This is a genomic window from Clostridium sp. AF34-13 (genome assembly GCF_003477845.1).
GTDB classification, from domain to species: Bacteria; Bacillota; Clostridia; order Lachnospirales; family Lachnospiraceae; genus Butyribacter; species Butyribacter intestini.
Window position 1 is genome coordinate 186,962 of the sequence record NZ_QUEB01000004.1, and the last position, 16,699, is coordinate 203,660.

12 protein-coding genes are annotated in these 16,699 nt (G+C 37.1%); 3 read left to right on the forward strand and 9 right to left on the reverse strand.

Features of this window, described 5'->3' with window-relative positions:
* Window positions 1–6: 6 nt before the first annotated feature.
* Window positions 7–423 (reverse strand): transcriptional repressor, encoded by a 417-nt coding sequence (locus DWZ63_RS05205; protein WP_022015551.1) that lies wholly within the window; start codon window positions 421–423, stop codon window positions 7–9.
* Between the two features lie 163 nt (window positions 424–586).
* On the reverse strand, window positions 587–1,441 hold the full coding sequence (locus DWZ63_RS05210) for a putative manganese transporter (protein WP_118498973.1): 855 nt from the start codon (window positions 1,439–1,441) through the stop codon (window positions 587–589).
* Window positions 1,442–1,924: 483 nt separating this feature from the next.
* Between DWZ63_RS05210 and DWZ63_RS05215 the strand changes: the two genes are divergently transcribed.
* Window positions 1,925–2,791, forward strand: coding sequence for a LysR family transcriptional regulator (locus tag DWZ63_RS05215; RefSeq protein WP_022015549.1), 867 nt, complete (start codon window positions 1,925–1,927; stop codon window positions 2,789–2,791).
* Window positions 2,792–2,801: 10 nt separating this feature from the next.
* Here the strand turns inward: DWZ63_RS05215 and DWZ63_RS05220 are convergent, their stop codons facing one another.
* Both DWZ63_RS05220 and eno read right to left on the reverse strand, forming a co-directional pair.
* A complete protein-coding gene (locus tag DWZ63_RS05220; RefSeq protein WP_243020487.1) occupies window positions 2,802–4,172 on the reverse strand; it encodes an MATE family efflux transporter in 1,371 nt (456 codons plus the stop codon).
* Window positions 4,173–4,393: 221 nt separating this feature from the next.
* Window positions 4,394–5,689: a phosphopyruvate hydratase gene (gene eno / locus DWZ63_RS05225; protein WP_055942008.1), complete on the reverse strand. Its 1,296-nt coding sequence runs from the start codon at window positions 5,687–5,689 to the stop codon at window positions 4,394–4,396.
* Between the two features lie 536 nt (window positions 5,690–6,225).
* On the opposite strand from eno, the gene pyrB reads away from it, so the two are divergent.
* A complete protein-coding gene (gene pyrB / locus DWZ63_RS05230) occupies window positions 6,226–7,149 on the forward strand; it encodes an aspartate carbamoyltransferase (protein ID WP_055942011.1) in 924 nt (307 codons plus the stop codon).
* 35 nt (window positions 7,150–7,184) lie between these two features.
* Window positions 7,185–7,610 (forward strand): aspartate carbamoyltransferase regulatory subunit, encoded by a 426-nt coding sequence (locus DWZ63_RS05235; RefSeq protein WP_022015545.1) that lies wholly within the window; start codon window positions 7,185–7,187, stop codon window positions 7,608–7,610.
* Between the two features lie 203 nt (window positions 7,611–7,813).
* Here the strand turns inward: DWZ63_RS05235 and DWZ63_RS05240 are convergent, their stop codons facing one another.
* From DWZ63_RS05240 to DWZ63_RS05260, 5 genes are all read right to left on the reverse strand, one after another.
* A complete protein-coding gene (locus DWZ63_RS05240) occupies window positions 7,814–9,151 on the reverse strand; it encodes a leucine-rich repeat protein (protein ID WP_118498975.1) in 1,338 nt (445 codons plus the stop codon).
* A 175-nt stretch (window positions 9,152–9,326) separates the two neighbouring features.
* Entirely contained in the window at window positions 9,327–10,997 is a 1,671-nt protein-coding gene (locus tag DWZ63_RS05245) for a formate--tetrahydrofolate ligase (protein WP_118498977.1), read from the reverse strand.
* A gap of 204 nt (window positions 10,998–11,201) precedes the next feature.
* Complete coding sequence (locus DWZ63_RS05250) at window positions 11,202–12,074, reverse strand: ATP-grasp domain-containing protein (protein ID WP_055942016.1); 873 nt, start codon at window positions 12,072–12,074, stop codon at window positions 11,202–11,204.
* A gap of 96 nt (window positions 12,075–12,170) precedes the next feature.
* Window positions 12,171–13,145, reverse strand: a complete 975-nt coding sequence (locus tag DWZ63_RS05255; protein WP_118498979.1) for a RimK family alpha-L-glutamate ligase — start codon at window positions 13,143–13,145, stop codon at window positions 12,171–12,173.
* A gap of 45 nt (window positions 13,146–13,190) precedes the next feature.
* The gene (locus DWZ63_RS05260; protein WP_243020488.1) at window positions 13,191–16,691 is read right to left on the reverse strand and encodes a DNA translocase FtsK; all 3,501 of its coding nucleotides are present in this window, start codon (window positions 16,689–16,691) and stop codon (window positions 13,191–13,193) included.
* Window positions 16,692–16,699 lie beyond the last annotated feature (8 nt).

Here is a 16,699-nt window from a genome sequence, read left to right on the forward strand (position 1 = left end):
GCTTGTTCACACCTGCGACTGTGCATTGGCACACTCCATGCAGGTTCCATATATTATCGACCTTTTACATTCTATAAAAAATCCGTGCTCACTCTGTATATGTGCAGCTATCTCATCCATAAACTCACATTCAAGATGAAATATCCTGCCACATTTTATACATTGAAGATGCAGATGTTTTTCGCAATGGTGTCCGTCCTCAATATACTGGAATGTAGCCTTTTTTCCTTTTTCGGCAGCATATTTTACTATCTTTTTTTCGATTATCAGTTTGTCTAAAAATCTGTAAATTGTTGTCTTATTTACGGCACATTCTTTTTCGATAAGATAATTTTCTATATCAGCCGCCGTGACTGTTCTGTTTTTATTTTTTTCAAGATACTCTAATATTCTTTTTCTGCTTGGTGTTGAATATCCCTGCATATTTATCCTCATTTCTGCACACGCATTTTTGTGCATATCAGGTTTGTGTCAAGTGTGTGCAGACACAAATCTTGAGTGTGAAAAATCGGATTTTCCACGCTAAAATCCTGCATATATGGATTTTTCACACTATCCTCCGTATAAAAAGTTCATAATAAAGATGTCAGAATGTTATTCCAAAAATCTGTATGAAAACTCCCCAGAATACTCCGAGAATATACATCACTCCTACTATACTAAGATTTTGTTTTATATGCCTGTTCAATCTAAAAAGCACCAGCATACCGACTCCTGCATTTACAAGAAGTCCTGCCATCATCGCACCTGCACTTATAACTCCGTCAAGATAAAATTCAGTTATTACGACAGACGAAGCACAGTTTGGTATAAGACCGACAAGGGCAGACAAAAACTGTTCTAACATTGGCATTGCCGAAAAAAGTCCTTTGATATTTTCAATCCCCCAGAAATGTGTTATCAGATTTAACACAAATGAGATAAGGATAATATATATTGCAATCTTAACAGTATGCTTTACTGCCGAAATAAACGAACCGTCTTCACAATGGCAGTGTTCTTCCTCACATACTATATGAATATCCGGTTCTCTTTCTTTTTTCATAAATATCTTTATATAAAAATATTCTGCCACAAGACCTGTGATTACTGCAATAGCCACTTTTGTACCTAATATTCTCAATATTGTTGCGACTGATACTTCTCTCGATATAAGTATAGGTAACATCTCATCAGAGGTTGACATAAATACGGCAATAAGCGTTCCGACTGTTATGATACCTCCCGAATAAAGACTCGCCGCCGCTGTTGAAAATCCGCACTGTGGTATCACACCTAAAATGCCTCCCCATACGGGACCGGTCTTTCCGGCTTTCGCAATCTTTTCTTTGAGATTATTATTCATTTTATGTTCAAGAATTTCCATAAAAAGATATGTGATAAATAAAAACGGTACAAGTTTCACACCATCGATAAGTGTATCTTCTATTACTTCAAACATAATCTTTTACTCCTTAATTTTAAATTTGCAATTCATTTGCATTTGCAACCAAGTTGCATTTTATATAATACACCATTTTTTTGATATGTCAAGTTTGTTATTTTCTCCTTCTGCTCTATCGTAACAGTTCAGCCTTTCATTTCTTACATTCATAAACCTGCCAGCGAGCTGTCAGTCGCTGCTTTGCAGCTTTTGTTTATTTCATTTCAGAAATGAAAGGCTATTCTACCATAAAAAGATAATTGGCAATACAATGAACAAGCTCATTGTATTGCCAATTATCTTTTTATGGCTGAACTGTTACGCTTTATCATCATGATAAAGACTTGACAAGCATTATCTCCAAAATATATATTTATCTATGATAAAAAGTGTTACTGTTCACATCTGTGGTGCGAGTGGCTTATAGTCAGGCGGATATTTGCAATTCACTCTGCTGCTTTATTGATAGTGTTAAATAAATACGAACGGAGAAATACCATTATGGAAATGAACATTCAGAAATATATGTCGTTTGTCAAAACAGTTGAATATGGAAGTTTTACTAAAGCATCGGAAATTTTAAATTATTCCCAGTCGGGCATCAGCAGAATGATTGGGGACCTTGAAAAGGAGTGGAATATGTGTTTACTTGAAAGAGACCATTCCGGTGTAAAACCTACATCTGACGGATTAAGACTTCTTCCTTTTGCCAAGAAACTGTGTGATGATTTTGACAGATTACAGATGGAAGCCGACAACTTAAATGACCTCTCATCAGGCATTATAAGAATAGGTACCTTCTCAAGTGTCGCGACCTACTGGCTTCCAAATATCATAATGGAATTTAAAAAGGATTATCCGAATATTGAATATGAACTTCTTATCGGTGATTACGATGAGATAGAGAGCTGGATAACAGACGGTCGTGTCGATTGCGGTTTTATCTGTCTGCCCGCTTCTCCTGGAATCGAAACAATTTTTCTTGAGGAGGATGCTTTTCTTGCGATACTGCCAAATAAACATCCACTTCTAAAATATGATAAAATTCCTTTGAAAGACCTTTCAAAGGAACCCTTTATGCTGCTTGAAAAAGATAAAAACACTGAAATCTCTGAAATCTTTAAGGAAAATAATATTACACCGAATACACAATTTACGACATGGGATGACTATGCCATCATGTCAATGGTCGAACATGGACTCGGTGTAAGTATCCTGCCTGAGCTTATATTGCAAAAAAAACCTTTTAATATCGTGACAAGACCTCTTAATGTCCCGGCAAAAAGACAGATAGGTCTTGCACTAAAAAGCAGCAAAAACGCATCACTTGCAACAAAGAAATTTATTGAATATCTGAAATACCGCTAAATCTGAGTTATTATCCTGCATTATTGTTGTTAAATACCTTTCTTCTTATGACATAATAACTCAAAAGCACCAGTGAGCCTGTTATAACCCATGAAACCGGATAAACATTCATCAGGACTTCAAAACCTTTAAACTTTCTGCACACGGTATAAATCCATGCAAGTCTGAAAACACATGTTCCAAACACCGTTATAACAGCAGGTGTCATAGAGTATCCCATTCCTCTTAATGTTGAACCTGCTATCTCATATGTAGGGATAAGGAAATAAAAGCTTAAAAGATGCATCATTCTTACTGACGCATAATGTGCTACTTTGGGCTCTGATGTGAATATCCCTATAAAAAATCCTTTCCACAACAGAAAACATCCGCACATTATTATGGTGACGGCTACCGCAAGTGTCATTGTTATTCTGTATATTTTCTTGCACCTGTCATATTTTTTCGCACCAAAGTTCTGGCTTGTAAATGTCATCGTTGCCTGATTGAAAGCCGAAATCATAAAGTATGCTATATATTCGTAATTAAGACCTGCTGCCGAACCCGCAACCGCATCTGAGCCGTATTTGTTTAACTCTGCCTGTATAAACACATTTGCAAATGAAAATACCATTGACTGAAGTCCAGCCGGCACACCTATCTTTAACATTCTTATAAGTTCTATCTTATGTATCTTAAGTTCTCTCGGATAAAGTTTTATAGGGTCTTTTTCTTTTATGAGGAAATAGACGACCATAGAAGAACTTATCATATTTGAAACAACAGTTCCTATACCTACACCTGCAACACCCATGTGAAAAACGATTACCAGTATAAGGTTTATTGCGGCATTTGTCACTCCTGCAACAACAAGACAGATAAGCGGTCTTTTGGTATCCCCGATACTTCTTAATATTGAAGCCCCAAAGTTATAAACCATTATAAACGGCATTCCTGCAAAATATATCCTCAGATAAAGCACCGCCTGGTCTATAACATCGTAAGGTGTTCCCATAAGCTCAAGTATCGGCTTTGCAACTGAGATACCAAGTACAAGCAATATGATACCGCTAAAAAATGCAATGAGCATTGCCGTATGCACCGCACCTTTTATCCTGTTAGTCCTGCCCTGTCCTATGTATTTTGCAATGACAACATTTGCACCGACTGAAATCCCTATAAAAAGATTTAACAGCAGATTTATAAGTGCTCCGTTTCCGCCGACTGCCGCCTGTGCCGTACTACTCGCAAATCTTCCGACCACCGCCACATCAACGGCATTGAACATCTGCTGTAATATACTGCTAAGTGCTATAGGTATCGCAAATATAAGTATCTTATCCGTCAGACTTCCATTTAACATATCCATCTGTTTATTTTTCTTAACTGTAACACTACTCATTTTTATCAAAATCCTTTCAAAATATATAAAATCAACACTTAATTATCCGAAAATACAAGTTTTTATCCTTCATTTTTTCTATACAAAGACAAACAAGAGCAAAAATTAACTTTTTGCCCCTGCCTATCTTATTACTTTTATTTTGTTTTTTCAAGAGTGGATTTTGATTTACATAAGTTTGTTGTATTTCCAGCCACTTTTTATGACAGAAACACTACATTTTATTTTACATTAAACGCATCCATTCCCGGATATACCGCACTCTCGCCGAGTTCTTCTTCAATACGGAGAAGCTGGTTATACTTAGCGACACGCTCACTTCTGCTTGGAGCACCTGTCTTTATCTGGCAGGTATTTAAAGCAACGGCAAGGTCTGCAATAGTCGTGTCGGCAGTTTCACCTGAACGATGTGAACTTATAGCCGTATATCCTGCCTTGTGAGCCATCTTAATCGCTTCAAGCGTCTCTGAAACAGAACCAATCTGATTTAGCTTGATAAGGATTGAATTTCCGCAGCCGAGTTGAATACCTTTTGAAAGTCTTTCAGTGTTTGTGACAAAAAGGTCATCACCGACAAGCTGAACCTTGTCACCAAGTTCTTTTGTGAGTTTCTGCCAGCCTTCCCAGTCTTCTTCGTCAAGTGCATCCTCGATTGAGATAATAGGATATTTTTCTACAAGAGATTTCCAATGCTCAATAAGCTGTTCAGATGTATAGACAGTTCCAGCCTTTGGAAGTTTATATTCTCCGACTGTACCTGTTTTCCACTCAGATGAAGCGGCATCCATTGCGATGCGGAAATCTTTTCCAGGTTCATAACCAGCTTTTTTAACGGCTTCAAGAATAGTCTCGATAGCTTCCTCATCAGATTTAAGAGCAGGAGCAAATCCTCCCTCATCACCTACTGAAGTTGCAAGTCCTCTCTCCTTAAGGATAGCTGCTAACGCATGAAATACCTCTGCACACCAGCGGAGACACTCTTTAAATGAAGGTGCTCCGACAGGCATTATCATAAATTCCTGAACATCAAGTCCTGACGAAAGTGCATGGCAGCCGCCGTTTACGATGTTCATCATAGGAACCGGAAGTTTATTTCCTGAAATTCCACCTAAAAATCTGTAGAGAGGAATTTCAAGTGCTGTGCCTGCCGCACGGCAGCAGGCGATAGATACCGCCAAAATAGCATTTGCACCAAGTTTTGTCTTTCCCTTTGTTCCGTCAGCCTTTATCATTGCGGCATCAATGGCATAAATATCTGATGCGTCCATTCCGGCAAGCACATCATTAATTGTTGTGTTAATATTTGCTACCGCCTTTGTGACACCTTTGCCTAAATATCTTTCTTTATCCCCGTCTCTTAATTCAAGTGCCTCAAATTCACCTGTCGATGCCCCGGACGGTGCTGTTCCCCTGCCTACTGTTCCATCAATAAGATGGACCTCTGCCTCAACTGTCGGATTTCCTCTTGAATCAAGAATTTCTCTGCCTACTACCTTTTCAATCTCTAAATATGTCATCATTACCTCTTTTCTGCGTACTATAGCTATTAGTTTGTAACAGAATATAATTGATACCGCAAATATATTACAGCAGATATTGAACCATCTGCACGCAATGACTTTACGAACTAAAACACCGACTTATATTCATGTACGCCTGATACAAGTCTTTTCGATAGTTAGCTTACACTAACCATTCTGATAAATCAATATCTGCTATTGATAAGATTTCCCATTTCAATAAATTAAATTCAATTTTTATGGCTGAACTGTTATATTTTTTGTAACAGTTCAGCCTTGCATTTCTTACATTCATAAACCTGCCAGCGAGCTGTCAGTCGCTGCTATGCAGCTTATGTTTATTTCATTTCAGAAATGAAAGGCTATTCTACCATAAAAAGGTACTTAACAATACAATGAACAAGCTCATTGTATTGCCAATTACCTTTTTATGGCTGAACTGTTACAATTTTTTTCATTTTTTTATTTATCACTATTGAATACTTTTAATCATTGTAGTAAAATTAGAAAAATACATTTTATAGGGGGTAACCATGAGACATTTAATAAGTCCACTTGATCTATCTATTGAAGAATTAGATGAAATTTTATCCTTAGGACAAGCTATTATGCAGAATCCTGAAAAATATTCCCATGTATGTGATGGAAAGAAATTAGCCACTTTATTTTACGAACCAAGTACAAGAACCCGTCTTAGTTTTGAATCAGCAATGCTTAATCTCGGTGGTAAGGTACTTGGTTTTTCTTCGGCTGATTCAAGCTCAGCGTCAAAAGGAGAGAGTGTCGCAGATACTATCAGAGTTATTTCGTCATTTGCCGACATATGTGCCATGCGCCATCCTAAAGAAGGTGCACCTACAGTTGCATCAATGTACTCTAAAATTCCTGTTATAAACGCAGGTGACGGCGGTCACAATCATCCGACCCAGACACTTACAGATCTTCTTACTATCAAATCCCTCAAAGGCCGTCTTGACAATATGACTATAGGTATGTGCGGAGATCTTAAGTTTGGCCGTACGGTACACTCTCTTATCAATGCAATGGTAAGATATGAAAATGTACGCTTTATTCTCATATCTCCAAACGAACTGAAGATACCTGATTATCTCAGACAGGAAGTCTTAGACGCAAAGAATATTGAATATGTAGAGACTAATGAGCTTGAAAAATATATGCCCGAACTTGATATTCTCTACATGACAAGGGTTCAGCGTGAACGCTTCTTCAACGAGGAAGATTACATACGATTAAAAGACAGCTTCATACTTGACCGTGAAAAAATGAAACTGGCAAGGGATGATATGTATGTTCTCCATCCTCTCCCGCGTGTAAACGAAATATCTACTGATGTCGATGATGATCCGAGAGCTGTTTATTTTGAACAGGTTCACTATGGAGTATATGCAAGAATGGCACTTATCATTACATTGCTCGGTCTTAAAGATAAATGCTAAGCCATATCAGAAAATAAAGAAAGGGGAATTATACCATGCTTAATATCAGCGGTTTAAAAGAAGGAATCGTTATAGACCATATACAGCCGGGCGGAGCCATGAAGATATATGAATATCTCAATCTCGAAAAAATGGACTGCCAGGTTGCTATCATTAAAAATGCCAAAAGCAATAAAATGGGCAAAAAAGACATAATCAAAATCGAAGGTAATCTCAATATAGACCTGAATGTATTAGGAGTTCTTGACCATAAGATTACTATCAATATTATAAAAGATAATAAAATAGTCGGAAAGCATTTGCTTGAATTACCGGAAACGGTAACAAACATAATAAAATGTAAAAACCCACGCTGCATAACATCCATAGAGCAGGAACTTCCACACAAATTTAAGCTTACAAACCGTGAACACAGAATATACAGATGTGTTTACTGCGAGTCCAAATTTAAAGGAAACTAATTAGATACTCTTAATACTGCACCACATTTATGTGCTTATTATCACATTATACAGGTAGTATTATTAAAAACATATTTTTATTAAAACACCCCAAAAAACATTACATATAAACAATGCTTTTTGGGGTGTTTTTTTCGCTTTCAGTAAAGCAGCTTGTCCCACTCCTGATATGCTTCAATAACAGCTAACATACTATTAAAAATCTATTTTGTCCTATAATTTTTATCAACTGATGTAGATTTTGCCTTAGGAAAATACTTTTTAAGCCATGTATGGTCCTTTGCCATATACGCATCTGTTTTCAAAAAATATGTCTTATATACATGAGTATTATTAAAACTCCAGTTTACAATAGGATCATCATAGGTACAGTCAACATGATACCATTTATTTTTTATCTTGACGAGATTCCATGCGTGCTGACCTCCGGTTACCATCATGCACGGAATATTATAATGCTCCATAATCGTCATAAATGCCTTTGAATAACCATCACAAACCGCTACTCCGTATTTAAACGCACCTTTTGCCGTATGGCTTACATAAGGGACTGTTCCGGTCGTATAAAGTCTTTTGTCATACTTAACATTCTGTATAAGCCATTTGTGTGCGGCAACTACCTTTTCATAATCACTCATGCCCGGTTTTACATACTGCTTATATATGACACGCAATGTTGAACTGTTTGTTTTAGCTTTAACCGTAATCTTACAACTGTAACTTTTACCATTGCAAATCGCAGTTATGGTAACCTTTCCATTCTTTTTTGCGGTAATCTTTCCGCTGCTGTTTACAGATGCAATCGACGAGTGATTACTTTTCCATTTTATGCTCTTTGACGGATTATACAAATAAAGCTGAAACTTTTCTTTTGCTATCATACTCTTACTTTTATTTGAAAGCTTTGTAGCCTTTGAAGTGGTTGTCATTATACTGTATTTTTTTGCATATTTTACCGCATATGAATTTTTAGGTGCAACTATCGTAAGTCTTTTTTTATTGCAATCAGTAAATGATGAAGATGTTATCGACTTAACATTTTTTGTCACATTTACCTGATAAAGATTTTTGCAGGCTGAAAATGCATTATATCCTATCTGGCTGCATGATGACGGCAGCGTGATTTTTGTCAATGAAGAGCAATAAACAAAACACTCCATAGGAATGGCAGTGAGTTTTTGCGGAAGTCTTACACTTTTTAATTTAGTACAATAACCAAATGCATCTATTCCTATGGTTGTTATCGTATCCGGAATATAAATATTTGTAATAGTAGAATTCTTATAAAACACTCCATCAAGAATCGAAACAACCTGTCCATCATTAAGACGCTCAGGTATAGTCACTGAACCTCCCTCTCCCTGATATGCCGCAACATTAAATGTTCCATCCGTATTTTCCGTATAATAAAAGCCCTGGTCATCAACATATACATTCTGTGCCGATGCGTGTTCCGTTCCACTGTAAGAAAGGATTACACCGATTACCATAAGCATCAAAAATAAACCGGTCCTTTCTTTTATATAAATGATAAACTTCATCTAAAACCTCCCTATGATAAACTCAAGGAGTGCAGTTCTAAAAGACCTGCACTCCTTTTCGTCTTTCGTTACCACATACATAGCTGTATAATAGTAACCTTTTTGAAATTTGACAATTTTGTTATTTTGTTTTTCATATATCATACATTTTTATTGTGTCTAAACATTGTCAGACTTATGATAATCCGATAATAACTCCATCATCATTTACATCTATCCTCTCAGCGGCCGGATGAAGCGGAAGTCCCGGCATTGTCATGACAGTTCCCGTGATTGCAACGACAAAACCTGCACCGGCTGAGACATAAACCTCACGGATATTTATATTGAAGTTTTCAGGTCTTCCAAGCTTCTTTGCATCATCAGATAATGAATACTGGTTTTTTGCCATACAGATAGGTGTATTTCCATAACCGAGTTCTTCAAGTCTGTCAATGGATTTTGCAGCGGCTGCGTCATAGGTAACACTAGCAGCACCGTAAATCTCTTTTGCAATAGTCTCAATCTTTTCTCTAATAGAAAGATTTATATCATAGAGCGGTTTGAAATGGCTTTCTTTTGTCTCAAGTGTGTTGATAATCTTCTTGCAAAGTTCAACTCCGCCTTCTCCGCCTTTCTCCCAGACTTCTGAGAGTGCGAAGTCACAATTTCGCTCCTCGCAGAAATTCTTTACATATTCAAGTTCAGCATCTGAATCCGTCACAAATCTGTTGAGTGTAACAACGCAAGGAACTCCAAATTTAGCAACATTTTCAATATGTTTTTCAAGGTTTACGATACCTTTCTTCAATGCGTCAAGATTTTCTTCTGAAAGTTTATCTTTTGGTACTCCGCCATTGTATTTTAATGCTCTTACTGTTGCCACAAGTACAACTGCATCAGGTTTAAGACCTGCCATGCGGCATTTTATGTCGAAGAATTTTTCTGCACCGAGGTCCGCACCAAAACCTGCCTCAGTAATAGTATAGTCTGCAAGTTTAAGTGCTGTCTTTGTTGCACGCACGCTGTTACATCCGTGTGCTATATTTGCAAAAGGTCCTCCATGCACAAATGCAGGTGTATGCTCCAATGTCTGAACCATATTTGGTTTGATGGCATCTTTTAAAAGTGCCGCCATAGCTCCGACTGCATTTAACTCAGACGCAGTAACAGGCTTTCCCTCATAATTGTATGCAACTATCATTCTGCCAAGCCTGTCTTTTAAATCTTTCATATTGTCGGCAAGACAGAGTATAGCCATAATCTCTGAAGCAACAGATATGATAAAGTGGTCTTCTCTAACAACACCGTCTACCGGTCTTCCAAGTCCTACCACAATATTTCTGAGAACACGGTCATTCATATCCATACAGCGTTTCCATACTACCTGGTTTGTATCAATCCCGAGTTTATTGCCCTGTTTGATATGATTATCAAGCATAGCTGCCAAAAGATTGTTTGCCGATGTTATCGCATGAAAATCTCCAGTAAAATGAAGATTTAAGTCTTCCATAGGTACAACCTGTGCATATCCGCCACCGGCTGCCCCGCCTTTTATACCAAAGCAAGGTCCAAGTGACGGCTCACGAAGTGCAATAGCTGCTTTTTTCCCAAGCTTTGCCATAGCCTGACCGATACCAACAGATGTTGTTGTCTTTCCCTCACCTGCCGGTGTTGGATTTATGGCTGTGACAAGAACAAGCTTACCATCTTCCCTGTCTTTTACCTGTTCCCAAAGTTCATCTGAAATTTTTGCTTTGTATTTGCCATAAAACTCTAAGTCATCCTCTGCAATTCCAAGCTGTTTTGCAATCTCACGAATATGAATAAGTTTTGCCTCCTGTGCAATTTCAATATCACTTTTCATTCTGTACCCTCTTTCCTGCATATTTCTTCGCATAAAATACATAGATGCCATAATCATCGTATTTTATAAAATAATGCAATATTATTTGTAAATAATTTTTGTCTCTTAAATATTCTGCAATTATCACAGAATATTTACTTCATTTTTTGAAATTAGTACAATAGAAATTAAATTTTTGATACATTGAGCATGAAGTATCAATTATTAAAGATTTAATTTTCGTTGTACAAGTTCTACATATTCTTTTACTATATCATGTTTTGAACAATTATACAACATTCGTGAACCGACCATTTCTTCCAGTTCATTAAAAATAAGTCTGCCGTCTTTTGTAAGTATAAAATCTATTCCTGCCATTTTAAGCTCATCTTTTCCGAAAGCTTCAATAAAATTTCTGATAAAATTACGCTGTTTTTCATCCGGAAAATATTCTGAGACACTTCCACCAAGAGAAAAATTTGACTTAAAACCGTCTGTTCCATGCCTTAATACCGCCGCATATATCTCGCCAAATAATATGTAAACCCTTATATCGTTGCTGTCACTGTCTATGCGTTTTTGCAAGATGCAGTCATGTCCCTTAAGCTTTTCATATACACAACTTTCCAACAGAAAAACTTCACTGCCGCCGTGTCCGTCAACAGATTTAATCACATAATCATTTCCGTTGTATTTATCTGTTGTCTGTTTTAGCTCATCGGCTTTTACAAAAACCGTATCTGCTATCCATTCTTTTTGATTTTCCGGTTCAAAACCTTTTCTTTTAAAATAATCTTTCAGATAACAGTAAGTCTTGTATTTGTTATTTCCAAGTTCAGTTATCTTAGAGGAATGAAAAACTTTTATATCTATATCTTCAAATCTTTTGCTTAGCCTGTACTCCCTTGTGCGGTTTATAACAAAAACAGCATCATTAAAACTGTTTTTAAACACATCGCCGGACATTGCAGCCGTGACTTCGTAAGATACATATTCTAAAACTATATCATATTTAAAAAACTCTGTCATAAGCATTTCTATAAAACCGCTGTTTTTCTGAGCTTCTTTATCATAATAAATAATATATGCCGTTTTCACTTGTTCTCCATTCTGTTTATATAAACAATTTTAATTTCTAATTATAAAGGTACTATTTATCAAAAGCTATCTCAAACCTATGTTTTGTATGCATTTTCATCGTGACATTATATATTTCATTATTTCATCAGCAACATTTACGCCTGTGCACTCAAATATATTTTTAAAATGAGCATTTGAGTTTACCTCACATACCGTATCGGCAGGCATATCTGCACCATTTGAAAACAATAGGTCAACTCCGGCAAAATCAAGTCCTAGCGCCTTTACCGTATCAGTCGCAAGCTTTATCTCACTTGCATCCGGTTCATAACTTTTCATCTTACCGCCATGCGTTATATTGGCTCTGAAATCTCCATCATCTGTATATCGGTACATTGCAGCCACCACTTCATCACCTACGACCTGAAGTCTTACATCAAATCCACTGCTTTTTTCTATAAACTTCTGAAATATCATAGGTTTTCCGCCTATATCACTGACTCTCTTTTTAAGTTCATCCATATCATGAGCCATATATACCTGCATACCAAATGAACCAAAACATTCTTTTATCACAAGCGGAAAACCAAACTTTTCAGCAACTTTATCCAAAAAATTCATGTCCGTATATCCTATATTTTCGTATGTCATAGGTGCAACTATCGTCGGAATCATTTTTATCTGCTCCAAAGTATCGTGGCAGTCATTCCACTGCCCTATCTTTTCATATGTTGCGGATTTATCATCACAGTCAGCTATCGCACGGATATTGTTATAAATAGGAATGTTAATCTTTTTGCATATGTTCGTGAACTTCTTTCCAAGTCTTATGTCTTTATCCCAGAAAAGGATAAACCTGTATTTTCCAAGAGTTTCGATAAGCTCTTTGTCAAAAGAAGTTCCATACGAACACAGAAATTCGGAATTTCCCATGAGTTCAAGCTTTATATCGTAAGTCTCGGCGGCGTTTTTAAGCCATTTATAATGCGTTAGAAATTTGCCGCTGTGCAAAAAATCATTATAGATAAGCAGTGCTTTATCCGAAAACCTGTTACTGTCTGCATATCCATCATTTATGTTGTTTCCCATTTTTTCCTCTTTTCTAAACTGTATTATAATAAATAGCTGTTTACTTTACTGCTGCACAAATCTCTCCGAATCCTGTCCGAATTTTTCTGAGATAGCATCTATCTCCTCGTCAGATACCGGCTCCGGTGCATTGCCAAGCATCATTTCAAATTCATTTTTGCTCATAAGCACCTTACGGGGTTTTGTTCCCTCTGCCGGGCCTACAACTCCCGCATCATGAAGCTGGTCTATTATCCTTCCTGCCCTGTTAAATCCAATTGAAAATTTTCTCTGAAGCTGTCCGGCAGCAGCTCTGTCAGACTCTATGACAAATCTGCCCGCCTCCTCAAAATATTCATCTCTGTCAGATTTTGAATCCCTGTCAGAGTCTTTTGAATCATTTGTTTCATCCTCAACAATTTCAGTAACCTTGTCGTTATACTGCGGTTCTTCATTGTTATTTTTAAGGAACTCGACTACATCACTGACTTCCTCATCCGTGACAAATGCTCCCTGCACTCTGATAGGTTCTGAATAACCCGATGGGAAGAAAAGCATATCACCTTTTCCCAGCAGTTTTTCTGCACCACCCCTGTCAAGTATTGTTCTTGAATCTATAGCAGATGATACCGAAAATGCTATTCTTGACGGTATATTTGCCTTAATCGTACCTGTTATAACATTTACTGACGGACGCTGTGTTGCGAGCACCAAATGAATACCTGCGGCTCTGGCAAGCTGTGCAAGACGGCATACTGCATCTTCAACATCTTTTGATGCAACCATCATAAGGTCGGCAAACTCGTCAACTATAACAACTATGTACGGCATCTTTGCAAAGCCCGCCTTTTCAGGATTTTCAACTTTCTTTATCTTATCATTATATCCTGCAATATTTCTCACACCAAGCTCCGTAAATTTATTATATCTGTCACTCATCTCCCTAACTGCCCAGTTAAGCGTTGCGGCTGCCTCTTTTGCATCCGTCACTACCGGACACATAAGATGAGGGATTCCATTATATACGCTAAGTTCAACAACCTTAGGATCTATCATTATAAGTTTGACATCATTTGGATCGGATTTATATAAAATACTCATTATAAGCGTATTTATGCATACTGATTTTCCGGAACCGGTTGCACCCGCAATAAGAAGATGCGGCATTTTACCTATATCTGTAAGGATAAGTTTTCCTGATATGTCCTTACCTACCGCAAAAGTCAGCGGTGACTTAGCTTTTTCAAATGCCTCTCCCTCAAGAAGTTCCCTGAAATAAACAGAACTTGGTGTAGGATTTGGAACCTCGATGCCAACTGCCGATTTCCCCGGTATAGGTGCTTCTATACGGATACTCTGCGCTGCAAGGCTTAACTTTATATCATCAGTGAGCTTGGTAATCTTGTTTACTCTCACACCCTGTTCAGGTAAAAGTTCATATCTCGTTACTGTAGGACCACAGGTAACAGCACCCATTTTTACATCAACATTAAAACTTTTTAATGTATCCTGTAATTTTTGAGCAGTCTCTCTAAGTTCAGTGTCACTTAATGAATCATTATTATGTACCGGCTCACCGAGAAGCTCTATCGGTGGAAATGCATATGCCCTCTCTATAACAGGTTCTTCCACTTTTGTCTTGTTCAGTGCATTAAATGACTCTGATGCCGAAACATAGTCATCACCGCCAAACTTTCCGTGTTTATCAGCTCTTTCAGGCTTTTTATAAGAAACTGCTTCTTTCGGTTCTATAAACAGTGCATTATCATTATAATTATCATTATCATCGCCATCGTTATTTTCCTCTGCACTCACATTTTCGGCTTCAACATCTGTCTGTGTATCATAACTTTCTACCTGTGTGGTATCATATGAATACAGATTTTCACCGACTTCCATTTTATCTTTTTCAGCCGCATCACTCATATCCACTTCTGTTTTTTCTACCGCAGTATCATCGATGTCTACTACTGTCTCTTTATCGTTTTCGTCTTTAAAATGCTTTTCTACTTGTGTATCGTCATATTTTTGAGTTTCAAAATCCTGCATAGAAGCTGCCGACGCTTCTTCTGCCGCTTTCCTGCGTTCTTCCTCTTCTTTGTCCGCCTTTATTATTTCAGGTTTATAATCTTTAGAAAAAGCAGAGTTCTCATATGCGGTACTCTCATTTACTATTGTATCATTTTTTGGAGAATCCTGCTGTTTTAAACTACTCCCAAAACCTCTACCAAATTTCTGGTTCATCTCTTCCCTGAATATTGGAATCGGTTCTTTATCAGGCTTTTTTTCATATGATTTTAAATCAGAAGCATTAAGTGTACTACCGCTTTTTAAAATCGTATCTTTCTTTTGATTTTGAGTATCTGCACTGCTTTTGTCACTTATACTTTCTGTTTCGTTACTGTCCTTTATAATCTCACTTACATCCGCTGCTTTGTTTATTTTATTTTCTTTTTTTGTTTTTTCTTTAATGGATTGCTTCTTTTTCTGTTCATCAAGAAACTTTCCCATCATTTTAAGATCAACCGACTGCATAACATTATCTGAATTTTCCCGTACTCTCTCAACATAATCAAATTTGTTCTTGTTTTTTATATTATTTTTACTTGCATGGCTGTACTTTTTGCGTATGTCTGTTTCTTCCTGTTTTTCCTCTTTACACCTGCTTCGCTCACCAAACGGACTAATTGCTGTTTTTCCTCTAAGCACGGTATATGACGGCTCACTAAAATCAATTTCATCTTTTACTTCTCCATACAATCTTTCCATTTCTTCTCTGTATGCATTTCTTTTTCTAAGTGCCGCCATAATCTCAATGCCCTCAAAGACAAAAAAACTTAGCAGCAAAAGTGCAAACAGCAAAATACACGCTCCGACAGAACCACATACTTTTGTTAATAATGAACTTATCCATCTTCCAATAAGACCACCGCTGCTCTTTCCACTCTCAAGAACATCCTGAAGTGTAAGATTCATGCACTCAAAATAACCATGATGTAAAACATGGTTTGAAGTATAGTATTCAGTTATAATCTCTTTTCCGGTCAAAAGGTCAGTTATTGCCAGCATACATACAAAGGCTCCAATAATGCCTCCCATTTTTCTGGGAACTCGTCTGTCACCCCTGTTTACCATCGTAAATATATAACCTATAAATATCCCCAGAGGAATAAACCATGCTGCCCAGCCGAAAAATCCAAAGCAAATTCCACCAAAAACTCTTCCGACCACTCCGCCAAGTCCAAAGAAACTGATATATAAAAAGACTGCCACTATTCCTATAACAATAAGTGTAATTCCTGTCTCAAATGCAAGCCTGTCCCTGTATTCAGTCACATCCTGAATTTTACGCTGATGTGTAATATCTATCTTTACCGGTGTTTTCTTTCTGGTTGTAGTTTTTGCGGCTGTCTGATGCCCTGCCTTTTTTGAAGCTCCCGCTCTCGAAGTTTTCTGTCTGCTTTTTCCTGAAGCATTGCTTTCAAAAACACTTTCATTTTCTTTTTTATTTTTATCGTTGACCTCAATTTTTTCTTTTGTCATTCTTTTATTTGAAGCCGCTGCCATTAATTTTC